21 protein-coding genes and 1 pseudogene are annotated in these 20,148 nt (G+C 38.1%); 12 read left to right on the top strand and 10 right to left on the bottom strand.

Going from position 1 to position 20,148, the window contains the following annotated elements; all coding sequences use genetic code 11:
• Positions 1-46: 46 nt before the first annotated feature.
• Both GD441_RS11510 and GD441_RS11505 read right to left on the bottom strand, forming a co-directional pair.
• Complete coding sequence (locus tag GD441_RS11510; RefSeq protein WP_153126582.1) at positions 47-835, bottom strand: cobalamin-binding protein; 789 nt, start codon at positions 833-835, stop codon at positions 47-49.
• A gap of 10 nt (positions 836-845) precedes the next feature.
• Positions 846-1,325 carry a divergent PAP2 family protein gene (locus GD441_RS11505; protein WP_153126581.1) on the bottom strand — a complete coding sequence of 160 codons (480 nt, stop codon included), beginning with the start codon at positions 1,323-1,325 and terminating at the stop codon, positions 846-848.
• A 189-nt stretch (positions 1,326-1,514) separates the two neighbouring features.
• Between GD441_RS11505 and GD441_RS11500 the strand changes: the two genes are divergently transcribed.
• The 3 genes from GD441_RS11500 (at position 1,515) to GD441_RS11490 (ending at position 4,169) form a co-directional block, all read left to right on the top strand.
• Entirely contained in the window at positions 1,515-3,017 is a 1,503-nt protein-coding gene (locus GD441_RS11500; protein WP_153126580.1) for a leucyl aminopeptidase, read from the top strand.
• A gap of 183 nt (positions 3,018-3,200) precedes the next feature.
• On the top strand, positions 3,201-3,428 hold the full coding sequence (locus tag GD441_RS11495) for a hypothetical protein (RefSeq protein WP_153126579.1): 228 nt from the start codon (positions 3,201-3,203) through the stop codon (positions 3,426-3,428).
• Between the two features lie 354 nt (positions 3,429-3,782).
• Positions 3,783-4,169, top strand: coding sequence for a PaaI family thioesterase (locus GD441_RS11490; RefSeq protein WP_153126578.1), 387 nt, complete (start codon positions 3,783-3,785; stop codon positions 4,167-4,169).
• A 143-nt stretch (positions 4,170-4,312) separates the two neighbouring features.
• Here the strand turns inward: GD441_RS11490 and GD441_RS11485 are convergent, their stop codons facing one another.
• Positions 4,313-5,455, bottom strand: coding sequence for an FAD-dependent monooxygenase (locus GD441_RS11485; RefSeq protein ID WP_153126577.1), 1,143 nt, complete (start codon positions 5,453-5,455; stop codon positions 4,313-4,315).
• Between the two features lie 425 nt (positions 5,456-5,880).
• On the opposite strand from GD441_RS11485, the gene GD441_RS11480 reads away from it, so the two are divergent.
• Entirely contained in the window at positions 5,881-6,438 is a 558-nt protein-coding gene (locus GD441_RS11480; protein ID WP_153126576.1) for a DUF5366 family protein, read from the top strand.
• Positions 6,439-6,532: 94 nt separating this feature from the next.
• Here the strand turns inward: GD441_RS11480 and GD441_RS11475 are convergent, their stop codons facing one another.
• Positions 6,533-8,383, bottom strand: a complete 1,851-nt coding sequence (locus GD441_RS11475; protein WP_153126575.1) for a transglycosylase domain-containing protein — start codon at positions 8,381-8,383, stop codon at positions 6,533-6,535.
• A 419-nt stretch (positions 8,384-8,802) separates the two neighbouring features.
• On the opposite strand from GD441_RS11475, the gene kapD reads away from it, so the two are divergent.
• Positions 8,803-9,426 carry a 3'-5' exonuclease KapD gene (gene kapD, locus GD441_RS11470; RefSeq protein ID WP_153126574.1) on the top strand — a complete coding sequence of 208 codons (624 nt, stop codon included), beginning with the start codon at positions 8,803-8,805 and terminating at the stop codon, positions 9,424-9,426.
• Positions 9,427-9,477: 51 nt separating this feature from the next.
• On the opposite strand, the gene kapB is transcribed toward kapD, so the two are convergent.
• Positions 9,478-9,864 carry a kinase-associated lipoprotein KapB gene (gene kapB, locus GD441_RS11465; protein WP_153126573.1) on the bottom strand — a complete coding sequence of 129 codons (387 nt, stop codon included), beginning with the start codon at positions 9,862-9,864 and terminating at the stop codon, positions 9,478-9,480.
• 139 nt (positions 9,865-10,003) lie between these two features.
• On the opposite strand from kapB, the gene GD441_RS11460 reads away from it, so the two are divergent.
• The 3 genes from GD441_RS11460 to GD441_RS11450 all read left to right on the top strand — a co-directional run bounded on the left by GD441_RS11460 (position 10,004) and on the right by GD441_RS11450 (position 11,972).
• Positions 10,004-10,738, top strand: a complete 735-nt coding sequence (locus GD441_RS11460; RefSeq protein WP_153126613.1) for a peptidylprolyl isomerase — start codon at positions 10,004-10,006, stop codon at positions 10,736-10,738.
• Positions 10,739-10,857: 119 nt separating this feature from the next.
• Positions 10,858-11,067: a hypothetical protein gene (locus tag GD441_RS11455; RefSeq protein WP_153126572.1), complete on the top strand. Its 210-nt coding sequence runs from the start codon at positions 10,858-10,860 to the stop codon at positions 11,065-11,067.
• A gap of 380 nt (positions 11,068-11,447) precedes the next feature.
• Positions 11,448-11,972: a superoxide dismutase family protein gene (locus GD441_RS11450; RefSeq protein WP_191992167.1), complete on the top strand. Its 525-nt coding sequence runs from the start codon at positions 11,448-11,450 to the stop codon at positions 11,970-11,972.
• Between the two features lie 232 nt (positions 11,973-12,204).
• On the opposite strand, the gene GD441_RS11445 is transcribed toward GD441_RS11450, so the two are convergent.
• On the bottom strand, positions 12,205-13,368 hold the full coding sequence (locus GD441_RS11445; RefSeq protein WP_276567788.1) for a MalY/PatB family protein: 1,164 nt from the start codon (positions 13,366-13,368) through the stop codon (positions 12,205-12,207).
• 167 nt (positions 13,369-13,535) lie between these two features.
• On the opposite strand from GD441_RS11445, the gene GD441_RS11440 reads away from it, so the two are divergent.
• The gene (locus GD441_RS11440; RefSeq protein ID WP_153126570.1) at positions 13,536-13,970 is read left to right on the top strand and encodes a hypothetical protein; all 435 of its coding nucleotides are present in this window, start codon (positions 13,536-13,538) and stop codon (positions 13,968-13,970) included.
• 69 nt (positions 13,971-14,039) lie between these two features.
• Here GD441_RS11440 and GD441_RS11435 read toward each other — a convergent pair whose 3' ends face one another.
• Positions 14,040-14,873, bottom strand: coding sequence for an alpha/beta fold hydrolase (locus GD441_RS11435; protein ID WP_153126569.1), 834 nt, complete (start codon positions 14,871-14,873; stop codon positions 14,040-14,042).
• Positions 14,874-15,109: 236 nt separating this feature from the next.
• Here GD441_RS11435 and GD441_RS11430 point away from each other — a divergent pair, with 236 nt between their 5' ends.
• Complete coding sequence (locus tag GD441_RS11430; RefSeq protein ID WP_153126568.1) at positions 15,110-15,610, top strand: Lrp/AsnC family transcriptional regulator; 501 nt, start codon at positions 15,110-15,112, stop codon at positions 15,608-15,610.
• Positions 15,607-16,779, top strand: coding sequence for an aminotransferase (locus GD441_RS11425; RefSeq protein ID WP_153126567.1), 1,173 nt, complete (start codon positions 15,607-15,609; stop codon positions 16,777-16,779). The genes GD441_RS11430 and GD441_RS11425 overlap by 4 nt, the downstream gene beginning before the upstream one ends.
• 265 nt (positions 16,780-17,044) lie before the next feature.
• Here GD441_RS11425 and GD441_RS17595 read toward each other — a convergent pair.
• A pseudogene (locus tag GD441_RS17595) lies at positions 17,045-17,191 on the bottom strand (helix-turn-helix domain-containing protein); the annotation flags it as partial.
• Positions 17,192-17,326: 135 nt separating this feature from the next.
• Between GD441_RS17595 and yugI the strand changes: the two are divergent.
• Positions 17,327-17,731: a S1 domain-containing post-transcriptional regulator GSP13 gene (gene yugI, locus GD441_RS11415; protein WP_153126566.1), complete on the top strand. Its 405-nt coding sequence runs from the start codon at positions 17,327-17,329 to the stop codon at positions 17,729-17,731.
• Positions 17,732-17,785: 54 nt separating this feature from the next.
• Here yugI and GD441_RS11410 read toward each other — a convergent pair whose 3' ends face one another.
• Both GD441_RS11410 and GD441_RS11405 read right to left on the bottom strand, forming a co-directional pair.
• The gene (locus GD441_RS11410) at positions 17,786-18,319 is read right to left on the bottom strand and encodes a YceI family protein (RefSeq protein WP_153126565.1); all 534 of its coding nucleotides are present in this window, start codon (positions 18,317-18,319) and stop codon (positions 17,786-17,788) included.
• 332 nt (positions 18,320-18,651) lie between these two features.
• Positions 18,652-20,061, bottom strand: coding sequence for a sigma-54 interaction domain-containing protein (locus tag GD441_RS11405; protein ID WP_153126564.1), 1,410 nt, complete (start codon positions 20,059-20,061; stop codon positions 18,652-18,654).
• Positions 20,062-20,148: the final 87 nt, after the last annotated feature.

Below are 20,148 nucleotides of genomic sequence, written 5' to 3'. Positions count from 1 at the left end.
ATGAAAAATGGTATCCTCTTATCTTTTTATTGGAAGAATGCTTTTTCTATGTTAATGAGTTGAATTGCTCTGGATGGAGAAGGTTTGCTAATTGTTTTAAGCCCTCCAATAATCTTGGTGAGGGCCGGCAGAAAAGAGGTTCCTCCATAATAAAAATATTTCTGTTATTAACTGCCATGATTTTGTCCCATCCATTACGCTTAAATACAACTTGTTTTTTTATTTTGTGAATCGGTACGCCAACCCATGCCAAGCAAATGTATTCTGGGTTTTTCTTTATTATATCTTCTGGTGGAATTTGAACACTTGCCATTTCTATATCATCCAATATATTTCTTCCACCGGCTAACGAACTGATTTCAGTTAGCCAATTTAATTTACCTGGAGAAAACAAAGGATTTGGCCACCATTCCCAATATATAGATTTTTTATGAGTGATTCCATCAGCCACTTTCTTAAACCGATCCATATCCTTTAAAAACTCCTGAGCTTTTAATTTGCCAATATCCTCTATACCTAATGCCCTTCCAACAGCCATTATGCTTTCAGCTATTTCTTGAAGAGAGTTTGGATTGAGTACGATGTGAGGAATATTTCTTCTTACAAGCTCTTGTACATTTTTTTCCATTCCAGGGACACTTAGAGACGCTAGTACAAGATCGGGTTTTAACGCTTCCACTTTTTCCATGTTAATCGATAAATCAGGACCGAGTCTTGGAAGTGATTGTACAGATAACGGCCAATCTGAATAATCGTCAATTCCTACTAACCATTCTTCAACACCTAAATAGCTACAAATTTCCGTATTGCTTGGGCATAAAGATAGTATTCTCATTTTCTCCTCCTCATCCGAAAAGAAACACATGTAGAAGTAATGCGATGAATATGCCTGTCAAGCCGCCGAAAAATACCTCAATCGGCTTATGACCGAGCAATTCTTTTAGCTTTCTTTGTTTTTGTAGCTCTCCTTTTTCCTGCCAATACTTTGCTTCTTTTAAGAAAGTATGAAAATCCTGTACTAATTGATTCAATACGATGGCCTGTTCTCCTGCCTGTCTTCTTACACCAGTCGCATCAAACATCGTAATAATGGCAAAGATCGCAGCTACAGCAAAAACGGCTGAATCCAAACCGGTTTCCAAAGCAACTCCAGTTGCTAAAGCAGTTACGGCAGCAGAGTGAGAGCTGGGCATTCCACCTGTGCTTGTAAGGAGGGACCAATCCAATTTTCTTAACGCAATGTACTGGATCGGCACTTTTACAAACTGGGCAAAAAAGATTGCAAATAAAGAGGCACAGAAAGGAAAGTTTGTAAATAATTCCAAAGTGTTGTCACCTACTTTTGAATATCTAAATACATCACTTATTATTCATTATGTCATAAAACGATCTTTTTTTCGGAAAAATCTTTATTCTTCTTCTCTTTTTCAGTTAAAAATTTTTCATTCGATAATCGAAATAATAAGAAATGTTTACTATAATGATAAGGAAGGATTTATTGGAGGTGTAAAATTATGTTTACGGTAAAGAACACATGGAAACCTTCTTTAGAACAAGAATGTCTTTTAATTGGCTTAACAGATCAACACAGTGGGCAGGGCGGGACTTTAAAAGAAGCAGATCAAGCTATGGAAGGGCAAATATCGGTTTTGATTAAAGAAGGAGATATCTCTTGGAAAAAGAAATCGATTACAATCATACATACGTTAGGCAAGCTTTCTACAAAAAAACTCGTTTTTGTGGGTTTAGGAAAGAAAAAGGACGTTTCTTTTGAAGGCCTAAAAGAATGCTTCGGAAAGGCATTTAAACAGTTAAAAGGATCGAGGCTATCCTCTGTCGGAGTGGATCTTGACTCCTTTTTGACAGATGATATCGAGGTTCCTGATGCAGCCCATGCTTTAAGTGAAGCATTTGCATTAGCTACATATGAATTTGAAGGGTATAAACAAAAACCAAATGAACCCGAAAGGAAGATAGAGGGGATTACGGTATTCACGAATGCAGACGTTGAAGAGGTGAAAGCTTCTTTAACTGTAGGATATGTGTACGGGAAAGGAACAAATTCTGCTCGTACTTTAGTAAATCTTCCTGGCAATATGTTAACTGCTTCCGATTTAGCCCAGTACGCATTAGAGCTTGCTGAAAAATATGGATTCGAAGCTGAAGTGTTAGAGAAAGAGGAAATGCAAAATCTTGGCATGGGAGCTCTACTGGCGGTTAACCAAGGATCGGAACAACCACCGAAAATGATTGTTTTAAAATATCAAGGAAAAGATGAATGGAAAGATGTAATTGGTCTTGTCGGAAAAGGTATTACCTTTGATACGGGTGGATATTCGATTAAACCAAAGGATGGAATCGTCGGAATGAAAACGGATATGGCAGGAGCAGCGGCTGTTCTTGGAGCCATGGAAATCATTGGGGAGCTTAAGCCGGAACAAAATGTTGTTGCTGTGATTCCATCAACTGATAACATGATAAGCGGCCATGCATTTAAGCCAGATGACGTGATTACTTCCATGAGTGGAAAGACGATTGAAGTGTTAAATACGGATGCAGAAGGAAGATTAGTATTAGCGGATGCCATCACGTATGCAAAGCAACACGGAGCAGAGTATCTTGTAGACGTTGCAACGTTAACCGGCGGGGTCATCATTGCGTTGGGAAATGAAATGACAGGGGCTTTTACGAATAATGAAAGCTTTTTTGAACAGGTTTTGGAGGCGTCCGTAGAAGCAGGAGAGCCGATGTGGAGACTTCCGATTACAGAAAAAGATAAAGAACGCGTACGTTCAAGCAGAATGGCTGACTTGAACAATTCGCCTGGACGAGAAGGTCATGCCATCATGGGTGCAGCGTTTATCGGAGAATTTGCAGAGGACACACCATGGGTACATCTTGATATTGCTGGTACAGCTACCACGAACAAACCATCCGAACTAAATGCAGTTGGTGGAACAGGTGTCATGACCCGCACCTTAGCATTACTAGTTGAAAGATTCGAAGTAAATGAATAATAGAAAGGTTTCAAGCTCTTTGTTTACGAGTAATTCGATTATTCTGTAGAATCATTCCATTATTCCGCAAGATTTTTCGATCTCTATCGCTTTTTAATCACTTCAGCTGAAAGCCCAAGCAATTTTCTTTTTTTCTGCATATGAATAAATGTACGGAAAAATAGAAAATAGGAGGTTTCCGGAATGAATCGAGTTTATAGGGGGTTCGGCTATGGAAGAAGACCTTTTAATGAAGGCTTCGGCTATGGAAGAAGCCCGTTCTTTTTTGGTGGCCCATTTATCGGTGGATTATTAGGTGGACTGTTGGGAAGTGCCATTATTAGTGCACGTCCTCCTTTTTACGGGCCGTATTATCCACCACCACCACCACCACCTTTTTATCCTTATAATAGCGGTGGTTTTTACTACTAGAATTGGTGTATGAACTAGAAATTGTCCCATTTTCCAAACGTGTTTTATACTCTATTTAAAAGAGGGTCTGAGCTCTAATCCTTGAGCCATCCTCTTTTTGTTTTATAAAAACCATTAGATAAAGTATTATTCCTTTTCTTGTAAAATAGATTATTATAGTTGTTAAAAGGTAGATCATTCATGACTTTTTCCCCATTCTTTATTACTTTATCAAATGATGTAGGATCCTTGAGAATATGTTTGCATCATGTGTTGATCCTGATTAAGCTAGTTTCATAAAAAATTCTTTTTATTGCAGGAATGAGCAAAAAGAAATCGAACATTACATTTATTTGAAAAAAGAGGTGGGCTTATATGATGATTGAAAATACATTGATGCAAGCACTTGGTATTGAGATTGTGGAAGTTGCGGATGGGAAAGTAACGGCAACAATGCCGGTTGATGAAAGAACGAGGCAGCCCTTTGGGTTGTTACACGGCGGAGCTTCTGTTGCGCTTGCTGAATCGGTTGCGAGTATTGGAGCTTATGAGTTGGTTGACAAAGAAAATGAAGCTGTTGTAGGGCTGGAGATTAACGCCAATCATATTAAAGGAAAGAGAGATGGGACGGTTACTGCAATTGGAACGGTATTGCATCGTGGAAAATCGACAATGGTTTGGGAAGTGAAAATTTACGATGAAAACGACCAGTTGATTTGTATATCTCGTTGCACAATAGCGGTTATTAAACTAAGAAAATAGATGATGGGACTTTAAAGTTCATGTAAAGCTAATTCTACATAAAAAGGCGATCTCCCTGTCGATTGGTGAGATTGCCTTTTTTTACTGAGAAGTTATTATTTTTAGAAAAGGTTATACAGAATAATCAGGCGCTTTTCGCTTATCTATAATTCAGTATCGATTTCGAATAAATTCTTTAAACGATTTTGATGAAAAGAATTCGGTGCAAGCTTAATCATGCTGTTGCGAATCGAGCAAAGCAGTGGAATATCTAGCTGAGCAACCTTTCCTAACACCCATGAATCCTGTACCACTTTTCTTGTCCGGTGCAATCTTTGCTTTTCGTATTCCATGAATGCACTCTCAATATGATTGCTGTCTTTTAAACATAATGAAAGATATAGAGCATCTTCTATGGCTTGACCTGCACCCTGCCCCATATTTGGAGTCGTTGCATGGGCGGCATCGCCAAGAAGAACAACTCTGCCAAATACGTATTGAAAAATAGGATCTAGATCATAAATGTCATGATGGATAATATGATGTTCCTTTGTCCTTTCAAGCAGTTGAGGAATAGGATCGTGATAATCCATAAAATTATATATGATGTCTTTAATGGTCCATTTCTTTAGCTCTGGATCATCCTGCTGACAGTTTTTTAATGCATACCAGAATATCTTTTGATCCTTTAAAGGAACAATTCCGACCCTGCCTTTTGTGCCCCATGTCTCCGTAAATCGCCTTGGAATATGATCAGGACAATTTTCCACTACTCCTCTCCAGCATGTGTATCCAGCAAAACGAAGCTGCTTATAAGGTAAAAATTTTCTTCTGACTGTAGAAAAAATACCATCAGCTCCGATTAAATACTCCGTTTGAGTGTGACTGCCATCTTCGAAAAAAAGATCAATTCCTTCACGATGTTGAGATAAGTCAACTAGCTTTTTTCCATAAACAATCGTGCCTGGTTGGAGTGTTTCGGTTAATATACTTGAAAGCTGTGAGCGAAGGATCATCGTATAATTTTGAATGGTTGAGTCTTTATAATGTAAAAGGGTAAGATTTTTTCCGTTTTCTGAAAGAATATGACATTCATTCAGTCCATATCCGGCTTGTTGGATTTTTTCCCCTACTCCTAAATAATTGAGCGATTTTAATGCGTTAGCACCTAGTACAATACCAGCCCCTTCTGTTGAATGATCCAGGCGTTTTTCATAAATCTTAACCTGGAACCCTAACCGCTGTAGAGCGATACCGGCACTTAAACCACCAATTCCGCCTCCAATGATCGTTATTTGGTCCTTCAAACTCACCCCTCCTTTATTATAAAAGGTTAATATGCATAATTTCCCTATTATGAATATAACATTTTGGAATTATTGGAAAAGTGAAAGATTTTCGAACAAAAATATACTGAGAGTGCATTTTCTTGTCACAAAATTCAACAAGATTGGAACGAGAATATCAAACTCCCAATTCTATGTACGGGGATTAGCGTTATTAATAAGAAAAAGACCGATGACTAAACCGGTCTTAAACGCATATCATTCTTTTTGGAAAAATAAAAGATCTCGTCTCTAGCGATGAAATTTAATGAAAATATCCATTTTTTATAAGGTTATTATTAATAGACCTAAATAATTCTTGGTGTATTCAAGTTTTTCATTGTTCTTTTGATGCTCTTTTTGCATAATTGTAGAGTACTCAGTTTGTAGAAAAATGAGGGGAAGAAATGAAGAATACATACTTGATTGGATATTTTCCTTTAATATCAATTATTTTGTTTAGTTTATCGTTTGCGATTTATTCAGAAATGCAGGCGCTTGTTCTGTTGGAAAATATAGGAATTTATGACGGAATGCTAGAGTTTTTTTCAGATGCAGGGATAAAGCTAGCTCTGCTTTTGGCAATGTTTCTACTTTATTTCATGCTTTTTGCTGCTCTAAAGTTGGTTTCCGACACGATCTTGGAGCTATCGTTATTGTTTTTTTCAAAGGATTCGGAAGGAGAAAACTTAAAAAATATCCGGCTTGGTTCTGCCATTTATTTATTAGGAGGAGTTGTTTCTCTTCTTTGTGTTCAATCGTTCCTTCTGGTATGTGCAGTATTTCTTATTACTACGATCATCGCTTTCATCTATTTTGTTTATAAAATCAGCAACACTTTATCAACCGCAGGACTTATTGGTTTGATTTTTTTTCACACGATCCTATGGTCTATTATTGTGTTGACCATCACCTATTCGTTGCTTAAGCTATATAACAGTGTGATTGCAAGCTTGCCAGTGTAATGTATTTGGTACAGCTACAAAGGATAAAATCAAAAAGGCTGTTTCATTTTCCCGACATCCCGATAGCGGGTGATGGGAAAGTGAAACAGCCTTTTTATTGCATAATTTTTTTCCATATTTTCAAATGTGGGGCTTGAGAAGCAATCTTTTCTAGACTTTTAGGTTGATCTTTTCCAATCCAAACGCCCGTTGTATATGTTTCGTCCATGCCGACAAACCAGAGGTCTTTTACGTCATTGGTTGTCCCGGTTTTCCCCCCTATATAGGAAGTTTTATAGTAAGCTTTTCGTGCTGTTCCTTCTGTTACTACGCTGTGAAGCAATTCTTTCATTTTTGCGACTGTTGCGTCTTTCCAAACACGGACCTTTTTATCTTTCCACTCATATAAAATAGTGCCGTTACGATCGGTTACTTTACGTATGGCTCTAGCTGGTTGATAACTCCCATCCTGGAAAGAGGTATAGGCGCTTGTGAGCTCGAGTGGACTGATTCCATAGGAGAATCCCCCAACGGCTGCCGACAGCACATGGTCTTGCACTGTTACCATTGAGAATTGGAACGGTTTCAAGTAGCTAAAGCTATTTTTAATGCCCGTTGCTTGTAGGAGTCGAATAGCCGGCGTGTTATATGAATGAGCAAAGGCTCTTTTCAAGGTGACTTGGCCATAAACAGCACCACCATAGTTTTGTGGGCAATATCCCTTGTGGCAAAATGCCCCAGCGTTTACGCGATCATTCAAATCCGCACCTGTTCTGTCTAAATACGGTGCATAAACAAGTAAAGGCTTGATTGCGGAACCTGGCTGGCGAAAACTTTGAAAAGACCGATTAAAAGTATATTTTTTATAATGCTTTCCCCCAATCAAAGAGACAAGCTCGTGCGTATGATGTTGTATAACGACTGCAGCTCCTTGGACATTTGGATACGTTAGCTCATTTTCAATGGTTCTTTTGACTTTATCCTGCAAGGATTTATCAAGGGCCGTATGGATCGTAACACCTGATTGTAAGAGCTTTGTAACCTTTTCGTTTAACTTAGCCTCAGCTTTTGCACGACGGACAGCGTCCTTACTTTCTAATTCAGCTGTCATCCCTTCAGACTGGGCGACAAGTTCTTTTAATTCACTTTCAACATAGGTCACATAATCAGGATAGAGGTCGATTCGTTTTCTAATCTTAAGCTGAATTTTTTCATTTTTCAGTTGGTCGAATTCAGCCTTGGAAATTTTCTTTACCTCTAACAGCTGTTCAAGGATTCGAATTTGCCGTTCCTTTGTCTGATCAAAATGCTTTAATGGGTCATATAAGCTGGGATTGTTGGGAATAGAAGCGAGAAATGCCATCTCCGCTTTTGAAAGCTTTGAAACCGGCTTTTGAAAATAGTACCGGGAAGCAGCTTGAATGCCATACGCACCATTTTGAAAATAGATGGCATTTAAGTAGAGCTCCAGAATCTCTTCTTTTGATAATTGTCTTTCCAGCTGATAGGAATAGAGCAGCTCTGATAATTTTCGGTTATAGGTTTTTTCATGATTTAAGAACAGGTTTCTCGCTAGCTGCTGTGTAATGGTACTCCCGCCTTGCTCAATCGATTGATTTTGAGAGTTCACCAAAATAGCCCGGCTAATTGCAACTGCATCGATTCCAGAATGCTCAAAAAAATGTCGATCTTCTATTGTCACAAATACATCTTTTATAAATTGTGGAATCTGTTCATATTCCAAATATTCTCGATTTTGCTCTCTCTGAATCTCCGAAATGACAGTTCCGTCTGCCGCCGTTATATAGCTGTTTTGCGGCAATCGGATTTCCTTAAGGGCTAGATGTTGATCCAAGTATGTAAGCAGTGGTTGGAAACTACTCCATTCTTTAAAGGTCAAGATGATCAGAATCGAAAAAAGAGGGACGAGTAATAAAGTTAATAGATATCCAAAAAATGTACGCAACTGTCCATCTTCCATTCTATATAGAATTATTATTTTTACAGACAAGCTTTACACATAACAGGGGTGCAATGACACGTAAAAGGTCACTGACTACAAATTAATTCTTGCAACACCAGAGTTGAATTTTTTATTACTAACCCATCATAAAATAATTGAAAAAAGGAATAAAGAGCTTTAAAGAAAAATGCTACAATTTTCCGTTATGAAAGCACGAGGTGGGAGGTTCAAGGTATTCCTTTTTAACCTATGAAACGATATTGTTCATCTAAAATTAGAATAATTTATGGCCCAATTTTGTAAAATATGAAAATATCATTTCTAAATCTGTTATAATTCTTGATTAATAGTACATTCAGGAACGTTTTTCAAATTTTTAACAGAGTGCTGTAGTAAAATCTAACTAAAAAGGAGGAAAGAGTATGGAAAAGAATCAACCTTATGTATTCATTGATTTTGAATTCACGATGCCTGAAGGGAAAATGAAGCCAAATGGTTTCTTTCCCGAAATTATCGAGGTTGGTGCTATACTTGTAGTGAATAATGAAATTCAAAAACAATTCTCTACGTTCGTAAAGCCTAATAAATATCCGATTCTATCAGAGCGGTGCAAGAACTTCTTGAAAATTTCCCAGCAAAATATAGATGAAGGCATTTCCTTTGAAGATTTTGTTCTAGCTATTTCTGAGTTTGAAGGGGATAAGCCTAGCGTTGTTGTGACTTGGGGAAACATGGATATGAAAGTATTGAGACATAATTGTCAGCAAGCAAGAGTCGAATTCCCGTTTAAAGGTAAATTTGTCGACTTATCTATGGAATATAAGCGTTTCTTTGGAGACCAGAATCAAACAGGGCTTTGGAAAGCTGTTCAGGAATATGGAAAAGAAGGGGTAGGCCGTCATCACCGAGCTCTAGACGACGCTATGACTACCTATCATATTTTTAAATTAGTAGAAAAAGATAAACAATATTTAGAAAAACATCAACCAACAACAATCGGCGATCGTATTGACCTTTCAAAGGTATTAAGTAAAATGGCCTTTTAGAAGCCAAATCATCTACATATGATTTGGCTTTGGAAGGCTATAAACAAAAGCTTATTTAAAATAATCCCTCTCAAGCTCTTCAAGCATTTCTATGCTTTTTTGACTCCAAGGTGTGTCTTCTGACAGTAAAGTTTCTTTCATTTTTTGAACGGCTGCCTTTAAGGAAGCTTTGTAATCCGGCACCTCATCTTTATACTCTCTCACCATGTTTTTCGGTACATTTGTCTGCTCCCTGAAAGCTAAAGCCCTTCGTTGATGAAACATCGCTACATCTACTTGTTTAGGATTATGCAGATCACCTTGCATTGGATGTTTTTCAACTGCTAATACACGAATTAAATAACTATTTGGGCGTACATCTGTAATTTCTCCAATATACTTTCCGGTTTTATAGATTGCTGTTACGTAGTCGCCAATTTTAAAATGATCCTGACTCAATGAATTCCTCTCCTTTTTATATCATTATCTTCATCATATCAAACGAACCTGTATCGTTAAAAGAAGGACAAGCCTGCAAATTGAACGTGATTTTTAGTTGAAAATCAGGTAAAGTTTTGAAGTGGAGGTAGATAGTATGATGAGGAAATTCTTGTTTTTCCTTCTTCTTTTCATTATGGTATTGTTAACGGCTTGCGGTAAAAGTGAAACGAGTGCAGATAAAAAAGTAAAAGAGGACAAGCCGGTAGCAGAACATCAAGAAAAAAATGAAGGAGAGAAACAAATGAGCATGTATCCGCAGTTTACAGAAGTACAAGATGATGAAAAAGTGGTAATCATGGAAACAACAATGGGAAATATTAAAATTAAATTATTTCCTAAATATGCACCCAAAGCGGTTGAGAACTTTGTGACGCATGCGAAGAACGGATATTATGAGGGTGTCATTTTTCATCGTGTTATCAAAGACTTCATGATTCAAGGCGGAGATCCAGATGGAACAGGCATGGGAGGAGAAAGTATTTGGGGTAAACCTTTCGAAGATGAATTCTCCATGAAGCTCTTCAACTTTAGAGGGGCACTTTCCATGGCGAACGCCGGTCCCGGAACAAATGGTAGCCAGTTTTTTATCGTCCAAGCTAAAGAAATCGATCCTGGTTTAAAAGAGCAAATGGTTAAAGCCGGATATCCTGAAGAAGTAGTAGAATTATACGAGAAAAATGGTGGAACGCCTTGGCTCGATCATAAACATACCGTATTTGGCCAAGTGATCGAAGGTATGGACGTTGTAGATGCCATCGCAAACGTAAAAACCGGTGCGGGTGACAAGCCGGTAGAAGATGTAGTGATCAAAAAAATTGAGGTTGTTCAGTAAAATGAAGAGTCCCATTGGGGCTCTTATTTATTATCTCACTTCACTATCATAATAGTAGGAATTCCTATTCATCCTTGTTATAATGAGCGCAAAGGGATGAGAAAGGAAGTACAAAAAATATGCATGTATTTGATGCACTTTTAGGATTGTTTCTCTATTTTCCAGAGGATAAATCAGAATATATTCCTGCTGCCATAACGTCTGTAATTTTTCTAATCGGGGCTGCATTAACAATGCGCTTAATTATTCGTATTTCTAAAAAAGAGGCGGAAAAAGCAAAGGAACTGGAAACCAGGATTTTGAAAGACGGATTTAGAGACGAAAAGTAAGGAAGCTGAACCAGATAAACTGGTTGATAAACTGGTTCAGTTTTTTTATGGAATGTGCAAACTTTTTGGTTGTCTATTACTCAGTGAAAGCTCCTATCTTTCTAAAAAGTGTAAAAAGTAACCTTTAGCGGGGTTTATTACCGAAACCGGCGGGAATATTATGAAAACTCGCGGGATAATATAGATAACCGGCGGGATTATCACGTATACCCGCGGGATTATTGTATTGTGTGGCAGCATGATTTAGTAATCCTAGAGTATCCCGTAGAATTACTACAACATTTGCTATGAATTCGTGCCTATTCTATATAGCAATGCTGCATAATCTCCGCTTGTATTGGGCATCCTAAAGTCAAAATGTGTTTTAGGGAGGACTCAGCTTGAAAAAGGCCCTATTAGTAGCAATGGTACTCCTGTTAAGTGCCTGTACGGAACAAAATCCAACGAAACTGGACGTTAAAATATTCAATCCTAATGGAGATTCACTTGGTACAATCAAGCTTGCGGAGCAGGCAAAAGGCGTGGAGTTTGATATCGATTTAGAGGGATTGAAACCAGGAGAACATGCAATCCATATACATGAGAAGGGGAAATGTAAGGCTCCAGACTTTAAATCAGCAGGTAATCATTTTGACCCAGAAAAGAAAAAGCATGGTCTCTTGCATCCAGAGGGTTCACATGCAGGAGATCTGCCAAACCTGATCGTAAAGGAAGACGGCACGGTCAAGGTGAAAATTCTTGCTCCAAGTGTCACCATGCAGGAAGGGAAAAACTCCTTACTCTCAAAGAATGGCACTGCTATTATCATTCATGAGAAAAAGGACGATGGGATGACGCAGCCTGCAGGTAACTCTGGGAAGAGGATAGCGTGTGGGGAAATCAGTAAAAACAAAAAGAGAAACTAATGTAAAATCCCGACCATGTAAGGAAGTCGGGATTTCCTATTTAAAGCTAATACATTAAGCAGGCGCTTTCCGCTTTTCTAATTGTCTAGCTGCAAGCGCCAGCTCCTCGGGTAAAATAACCTTCCCCCTGCGAAGTCTCTGGGACTTCTTCGGGTGAAGAACATTTTCCCGTCGGGCTTCGACAGGATGTCGTGACGTCGACGTTCCTTAATACAGGCGCTTTCCGCTTTTCTTATAAGAATGCTTTTTTTAGTCTGTTTAGTCCGTCCATTAGGGTGGTTCTCGTACACCCTAGGTTCATGCGGACCCAGCCTTCTCCACCAGGGCCGTATTTTGGACCAGGTTCAAGGATGAGTTTTGCTTCTTTCAATAATTTGTCTTGAATCTCTTGGTTTGTAAGCCCTAGGTCCCTGCAATCGATCCAAAGTAAATAAGATGCTTCTGGTTTCATTGGCTTTAGCTGCGGAATTTCTTTTTGAATATACTCTATGGCAAGCTTTGTATTTATATGAATATATGAAACGGCTTCATTAAGCCATGCTTCCCCGTCCCGATAAGCAGCTTCCATTGCTTCTAAAGCAAATAAGTTCAAGCCGTGAAAACCTTGTTTTTGCTGATGGGCCGTGATTTTTGCTCGTAGCTCTCGATTTTCCGTGATCATAATAGATGCTTGGATCCCGGCAATATTGAACGTTTTACTTGGCGCCATGCAGGTAATAGTACGATTCGAAAAATCACCCAAGGTTGCAAGGGGAATATGCTGGTATCCTGGTAAAGCTAAGTCTGCATGAATTTCATCAGAGATCATCGTGACGTTATACTTTGTGCAAAGCTCTCCTATTTTCGTTAATTCTTCTTTCGTCCAAATGCGTCCACCTGGATTATGGGGGCTACAGAAAAGAAACAGCTTGACCCCGGACTTAAGCTTTTCCTCAAAGTCCTCGAAATCTAATTCATATCTACCATTTATCAGTTTCAGCTGGCTGTTCACAACTTCACGATCATTCGTTTTTATTACATGGAAAAAAGGGGTATAAACCGGAGACTGCAGTAAAATTTTATCCCCCGGATTTGAAAGAGCCTGAACACAGGTGGCAAGTGCAGAAACTACTCCTGAACTAAAAGTAATCCAAGATTTATGTATATTCCAATCATGTTTCTTTCTCATCCAATGAATAATGCTTTCATATAATGGATTGGAAGGACCTGTATAGCCGTAAACAGGATGAGCGGCTCTGTTCTTAAGCGCATCAATTATACATTGAGGTGAAGCAAAATCCATATCAGCCACCCACATCGGTAACGCATCCTTCACGCCAAATCTTTCTTCTGTAAAATCCCATTTTAGAGATCTAGTATTTTCCCGATTAATAGGTTGATCAAACAAATTTTCCAAATCCTCACCCCGCAAATTTTTTCTTTCTATGATACTATAAAAGGTGATATATTTCATTAAAATATTCAGAAAATAAGCTAGGCTTCATTATGTTTTTGATCAAAATCATGACGTTTAAAAAGAGGAAGGATAGGGAATTAAATATTGGTCTAAATAGGAGGATTTAAATGAATTATGTAAAAGTATCGGGTTATTTATTACTCGCAATACTTCCTTTGTCTTTGATCAGCTACTATTTTTCAGTCCATCATGAATCCGTATTCTTTTTGTATGAATGGTTGTTTTTTGCCTTGTTATTAGGTGCGTTGACCTTTTCAATTATTGGTGTCTTTAAAAATAGGGAGCAGAGATGGTCCTTGTACTCTATGGTTGCATTTATTGTTCAATTTTCGGTGCTATCTTTATTCTTAGGCCCATTGACCTTTTATCAAATGTTTTATTTTTATTATATTACAGCAACAATTGGAGCTTTCGTATATATTTGGTCATTTAGGAAAACAAAAAATTACCGCTTTTTACCGATCGTATTTTTCATTATCTCGGCAATGTTGACGCTCTATATTGTTATTTTGAATAACCTATGGGGGAAAGATTTAAGCTAGGGAGAGCATTCTGATATTGATATGCAAAAGAGCTAAAGCAGTTAACAGCTTGACTATAGCTCTTTTTCTTTAACTCTTTTGCCCGTAAATAAACTCCTTCATATAATCAGCGACTTCCTTTGGTTTTTCCTCAGACACAAGATGGCCTGCCTCCTTTAGAACGACAAGCTTAGAGTTTGGAAGGTCCTGATGAAGTTTTTTCCCAGTTCGGAGTGGAACAACGCGGTCATGCTCTCCCCAAATTAACAAGCATGGAGTTCGAATCTCCTTTAATGCCTTTTCTTCTAAATCTCCTTCGCGATCTCGAATCATTCTCGTTAATGCTCGGAAAATGTCATCCTCTAGAAAGGGTTGCAAGTAGCCAAACATCATTTCATCATCAATTAGAGTTTGGTTATAGACAACATTTTGTAAATTGCTTCTTACCCCTGACCTCGCTAGCCATAGCTTAACATACAGATGAAAATAAGGGATGAAGCTGGAGTAAATGAGTCTCTTTTTAGCCCGTTTCATGTAACTAGAGCTACAAAGAAGGATCCCTTTATGTACTCTTTCGGGAGCTTGTCTCATGATGTGAAGCGATATTTGACCTCCCATCGAGTGGCCTACCACAGAAAATTCATGAATGTGCTCTTCTTTCGTCAATTGTAGAACGGTTTGGGCTAAATTCTCATACGAATATTTATAATGGATTTCTTTTCCGCTTTTTCCGAAAGGAGGCAAATCCACTGAAAGAATATTAAATTCATGTATCAAAAAAGGAATCATCCTGCGGTAGCTGAAGGAAGAAGACAAAAACCCGTGGATTAGTACAAGCGTATGGGATGAAGACGGATTCGTATATAATTCATAATATACTTGGTTACCGTTTACGATTGTATGCTTTGCAACGGGCCGTGTCATAGTCAATCACTCCTTTTATGTCTCCTACTATTTATTCCTCGCAAAACTATATAGCTATTTTTTCCCCAAAAAGTAAAAATAATCGTAACCCAATAAAACAAAAGCATTTTTCAATAAAAGTTAATATTTGTTATAATAAATGAGATTTATTTCATTTTACCGAAAATAGTGATAATTGTTTCCGGTCTTTGAAGGTATTAATAATGTCCAGTTTTACAATTTGTGGGGGGATGTACATGTATTTGAACGACAAAGAAATTGAAATTTTAAAAATTATCGAAAACAATGGGAGAATCGACACGAAGGACTTGGCGAAAATGATTGGCCTTTCCCAAGAAGAATTGGAAGGGACCTTAAAAAAGCTAGAAGAAAGAAATATCATTGTTCGCTATATGACTATTATTAATTGGTCAAAGGTGGATGATCATGAAGGTGTTACGGCAATGATTGATGTAAAAGTGACTCCAAAAAGAGGCGTTGGGTTCGATGATATAGCAAAGCGAATTTATCAGTTCAAGGAAGTGCAATCCGTTTACTTGATGTCTGGGGCTTACGATCTTTCTGTCATCATTGAAGGAAAGTCGATGAACGAAGTGGCAAGATTTGTATCGGACAAACTGTCGACTTTGGATTCCGTACTCTCAACAACAACTCATTTTATCCTCAAGAAGTACAAACATGACGGAATTGTTTTCGAGCAAAATGATGAGGATAAACGAATTGTGGTGTCCCCATGATCAAAACGAGTTATCTTTCCAAAACCGTACAAGATTTAAAGCCTTCTGGAATACGACGCTTTTTTGACCTGGCTGCTAATATGGAAGGGGTTGTTTCGCTAGGTGTAGGTGAGCCGGATTTTGTCACGTCATGGGCAGTCCGCGAAGCGGCAATCTCGTCACTTGAAGAAGGTCACACTTCTTATACTGCGAATGCAGGCTTGATTGAACTCAGAAAAGAAATTGCAAAATATGTAACACGATCGTTCGGTGTAAGCTATAATCCTCAAAACGAAATCATTGTGACGGTTGGGGCAAGCCAAGCGATTGATATTGCCTTGAGGGCCATATTGAATCCGGGTGATGAAGTATTGGTCGTTGAACCAAGCTTCGTTTCATACGTTCCACTTGTGACGCTAGCCGGAGGAGTACCGGTTACAATCCAAACCAAAAAGGAAAATGATTTTAAGCTGACACCGACAGAGCTGGAAGCTGCTATCACACCAAATACAAAAGCTCTCTTAATTTGTTCCCCTAATAATCCGACTGGGACGCAGTTAAATCGCAAAGAGTTGGAACAGCTAGCAGAGGTAGTAAAAAAACATGATTTGCTGGTACTGTCAGACGAAATTTATGCCGAACTGGCATATGATGAAGAATTTACAAGCTTTGCAGCGATACAAGAAATGAGAGAAAGAACCATTTTGATCAACGGATTTTCAAAAGGTTTTGCCATGACGGGATGGCGGCTTGGGTTCCTTTGCGCTCCACTCGAGTTCAGCGAGGCTATGCTGAAGATTCACCAATACACGATGATGTGTGCTTCTACTATGGCTCAGCATGCAGCAATTGAGGCCTTAAAAAACGGAATGGATGACGTAGAAGAAATGCGTCGCAGTTATCGAGCTAGAAGGAATTATATTGTAAAATCATTTAATGAAATTGGGCTGGATTGTCATATTCCAGGTGGCGCATTTTATGCCTTTCCTTCCATAAAAAGCACAGGCTTAACCTCAGAGGAATTTGCTGAACGCTTATTGATGGAGGAAAAAGTAGCAGTAGTACCTGGTAATGTGTTTGGAGAAAGTGGAGAAGGACATATTCGTTGTTCCTATGCATCCTCTATCGAACAGCTGCAAGAGGCCATTAAAAGAATCACCCGCTTTCTTGAGAATTTAAAAGTACATTAATTCGTCCCCTTGACCGCCCTTATTCAAAAAAAAACGAGGCTACTCTAAAGAGATTACCTCGTCCAAAAAGGGGAATTCGGAAAACCGATGCCTTAAGAATTTGGGGGAGCCTAAGACATGATGTTTCCAATGTACTAATCTAATGGATTAGTATAGAAAGCCTTATGGTATCTATTCTTACCAAAAGGGATTGTTTTTATACAATTCTTTTGAAAAATTTTTAATACTTTAAAAAAGACTGCTCTGACGCAGTCTTTTTTTGGGGCTAGTTTGCTTTATATTTCATTTCATACAGCATTTGTAAAACACGAAGAAAATCGTCTTCTCTAAATTCCTTCGCTTTCTTTAAAATAAGTTTGGCTTTTTTTGTACCGATATCTTTCACAAGCTGTTCGATTTCATGGTCAATCGTTTGCATTTATAAAGGGGAAAATTTACATAAACTGTTAAGGAGAAATGGTATTTTTTGAATTGGTTTCTACATTGTGCTATAATATATAATTGCGTGAAAAAGTGACGAAATTACTTATTATTTAGGAGTGTTTACATGGCAGAAAAATATGAAGTTGGAACAATTGTAACAGGGAAAGTAACAGGCATTCAGCCTTATGGTGCGTTCGTTGCGTTGGATGAAAACGCTCAAGGCTTGGTACACATTTCTGAAATTACACACGGGTATGTAAAAGATGTAAGCGAACATTTGAAAGTGGGGGACGAGGTTAAAGTAAAAATTTTATCTGTGGATGAAGAAGCCGGTAAAATTGGATTATCCATTCGAGCGACTGAAGAGGCTCCTGATCGTCCGCAAACTCAAGTAAAAAAGCCAGCTCCGAAGAAACGTCAAGCTCAAGTTAAGCCGGTATCTGAGGGAAATGAAGGATTTAACACGTTAAAGGATAAATTACAAGAATGGATTGAACAATCTCAACGTGAAGGTTTAATTAAGAAATAAGATAAGGTCTTTCCTGTCATTGACGGGAAAGACCTTTTTCTTTAATCTCTTTCATTATGCTTCCTTCGCTGCTTCAATTTGAAGGGAGATTTTAATTTGGTCACCTACAAGCACGCCGCCTGTTTCTAGAGCTGCATTCCAGGTTAATCCATAATCACTACGGTTGATTTTTCCTTCAGCGCTGAAACCAACTTTTTCGTTACCCCATGGATCTTTTCCTTGACCTTCAAAAGTAACGAAGAAGGTTTCTGAGCGTGTAACGCCACGAATGGTTAAATCGCCAGTCACATTGTATTCATCGTCGCCTGTTTTTACAATATTCGTAGAATGGAAGGTTAAAGTTGGATAAGTTTCGGCATCAAAGAAATCAGCTGAACGAAGGTGAGCGTCTCGGTCGCTGTTGCGAGTATCGATGCTGGATACATCAACATTAAATTTGATATCTGCGGTCGTTAAGTCAGTAGGATCTGCTTCGATGGAGGCTTCAAATTTGTGGAATGTCCCTTTTACTTTTGCGATCATCATATGTTTTACTGAAAAATCAATGCTGCTATGTGCAGTGTCTACGGCCCATTTAGTTTTTGCCATGTTTCATTCCCCCTCAGGTTGTTTTAATTTAAGTATTTTAAAATAAATTATCTTTAATTAAAGATAATTTAACTTGAGATAATTATATACTGGAATAGATTGTATTGTCAACATACGAATGGTAAAAATTGAAATTTATTTTTTTGAAATGTTTATTAGAAAATGGGGATAAATAATAATGGTATAAAGGCAGAAAGACTGTCTTAAAACAAAGAGCCTGGCTCCCTCGTTCCTAAAATATTGAAAACAGGATCATTGTTTTGCACATATAGAATCTGAAGACGGGAGTCAGGCGCTTAAACAATTATTTTATGAGCTTAGTAGAAGTAAGCTTATGATTTTTGGATAGTGTATTTTCTCATTCGATATTGAAGATTTTGTCTGCTCATGCCAAGTGCGGCTGCGGCTTTGGTAATGTTGTAATCGTGGTGTTTGAGCACTTTACGCAAATAATATACTTCTGCTTCCTCCATATATTGCTCTAGTGGCTTGATGCTTTTTCCGCTCGTTATCATGAAATCGCTGCCATTGCTTTCGCTCGAAAAATCATCTTTGAACTGAGGTTTATTCCTAAATGAAATAGGCAAATGCGTATATGAGATCATATCTTCATAATCTATTAAATTCATCGAACCTTCAATAATATGCTCAAGTTCGCGGACATTGCCGGGCCAGTCATATTTCTTGAATTGGTTTAATACATCCTGTTCAATACCTTTAACGCTCATTCCAAAAATATGATTATACTTTTCTATGAAAAAGTGAACGAGCTCCTCAATATCTTCCTTTCGGTTTCTTAAGGGAGGGATGAAAAGAGACACGACACTTAAACGATAATATAAGTCTTTGCGTAATCGGCCCGCAGCGATGGCATCTATTGGATCCTCGTTAATCGTTGCAATAATTCTTACGTCCACCTCTATATCTTTCGTGTCACCAACCCTGCGAATTTTTTTCTCTTGAATAGCTCTCAATAATTTAGCTTGAAGAGCTGGATTTAAAGAATTGATTTCATCAAGCAGCAGCGTTCCACCTTCCGCAAGCTCAAACAAACCAGGTCTTTCGATCGCACCAGTGAAGGCACCTTTTTTCGTACCAAACAAAATTCCCTCAATGAGTGTGTCAGGTAAGGCAGCGCAGTTTTGCGAAATGAAAGGGGCGGAAGAACGCGGACTGCCGTTATGGATACTCTGGGCAAAAAGCTCTTTTCCTGTTCCGGTTTCTCCGATAATTAAAATGGATGAAACGGTTCTTGTCGCTCTCTTACTTGTTTCGATTACAGCTTTAATCTCCTCGCTGCTTCCGATGATGCTGTCAAACGTATACTTTGTGTCGCCTTTTTTATGGATATTCTGGCGGATTAGTTTCTCAAGCTTTGTCACATCCCTCGCAATCTCAATGGCCCCAATTGTTCGATCTTCATTGATGATGGGAAACGTATCATTAATGGTGGTAATTTCTTGCCCTTTATTGTTAAAATACGTTTGCTTCGAATTTTTAGTGGTTTTGCCTTTTTTTAAGGCTTGAAGAAGTGTGCTGTCTTCATTTTGGTGAAAAGTAAAGACATCCAAAATATTTTTATCCAACACATCTTCTACATTCATTCCTTCTATCTCAACCATTTTTTTATTATAAATGATGGTCTTTCCTTCTTTGTTAATGACGTGAATCCCTACGTCAATTTCATCTAAAATACGTTGATAGATGGAAAATAAGTGTTTATAATCTTCTGTGTGATTCATTAAGCTGCACCTCTTTTATAATAGGTTCATATTGATCGTATCATGAATTTTATTAGGTGCAAGTAATTTTTGCTTTTTTGCATCTGT

The sequence above is a fragment of the Peribacillus tepidiphilus genome, from assembly GCF_009466385.1.
In the GTDB taxonomy this organism is placed as follows: Bacteria; Bacillota; Bacilli; order Bacillales; family DSM-1321; genus Bacillus_BN; species Bacillus_BN tepidiphilus.
Note: the sequence above shows the minus strand (reverse complement) of the source record. Positions and strands in the feature narration are given on the sequence as shown.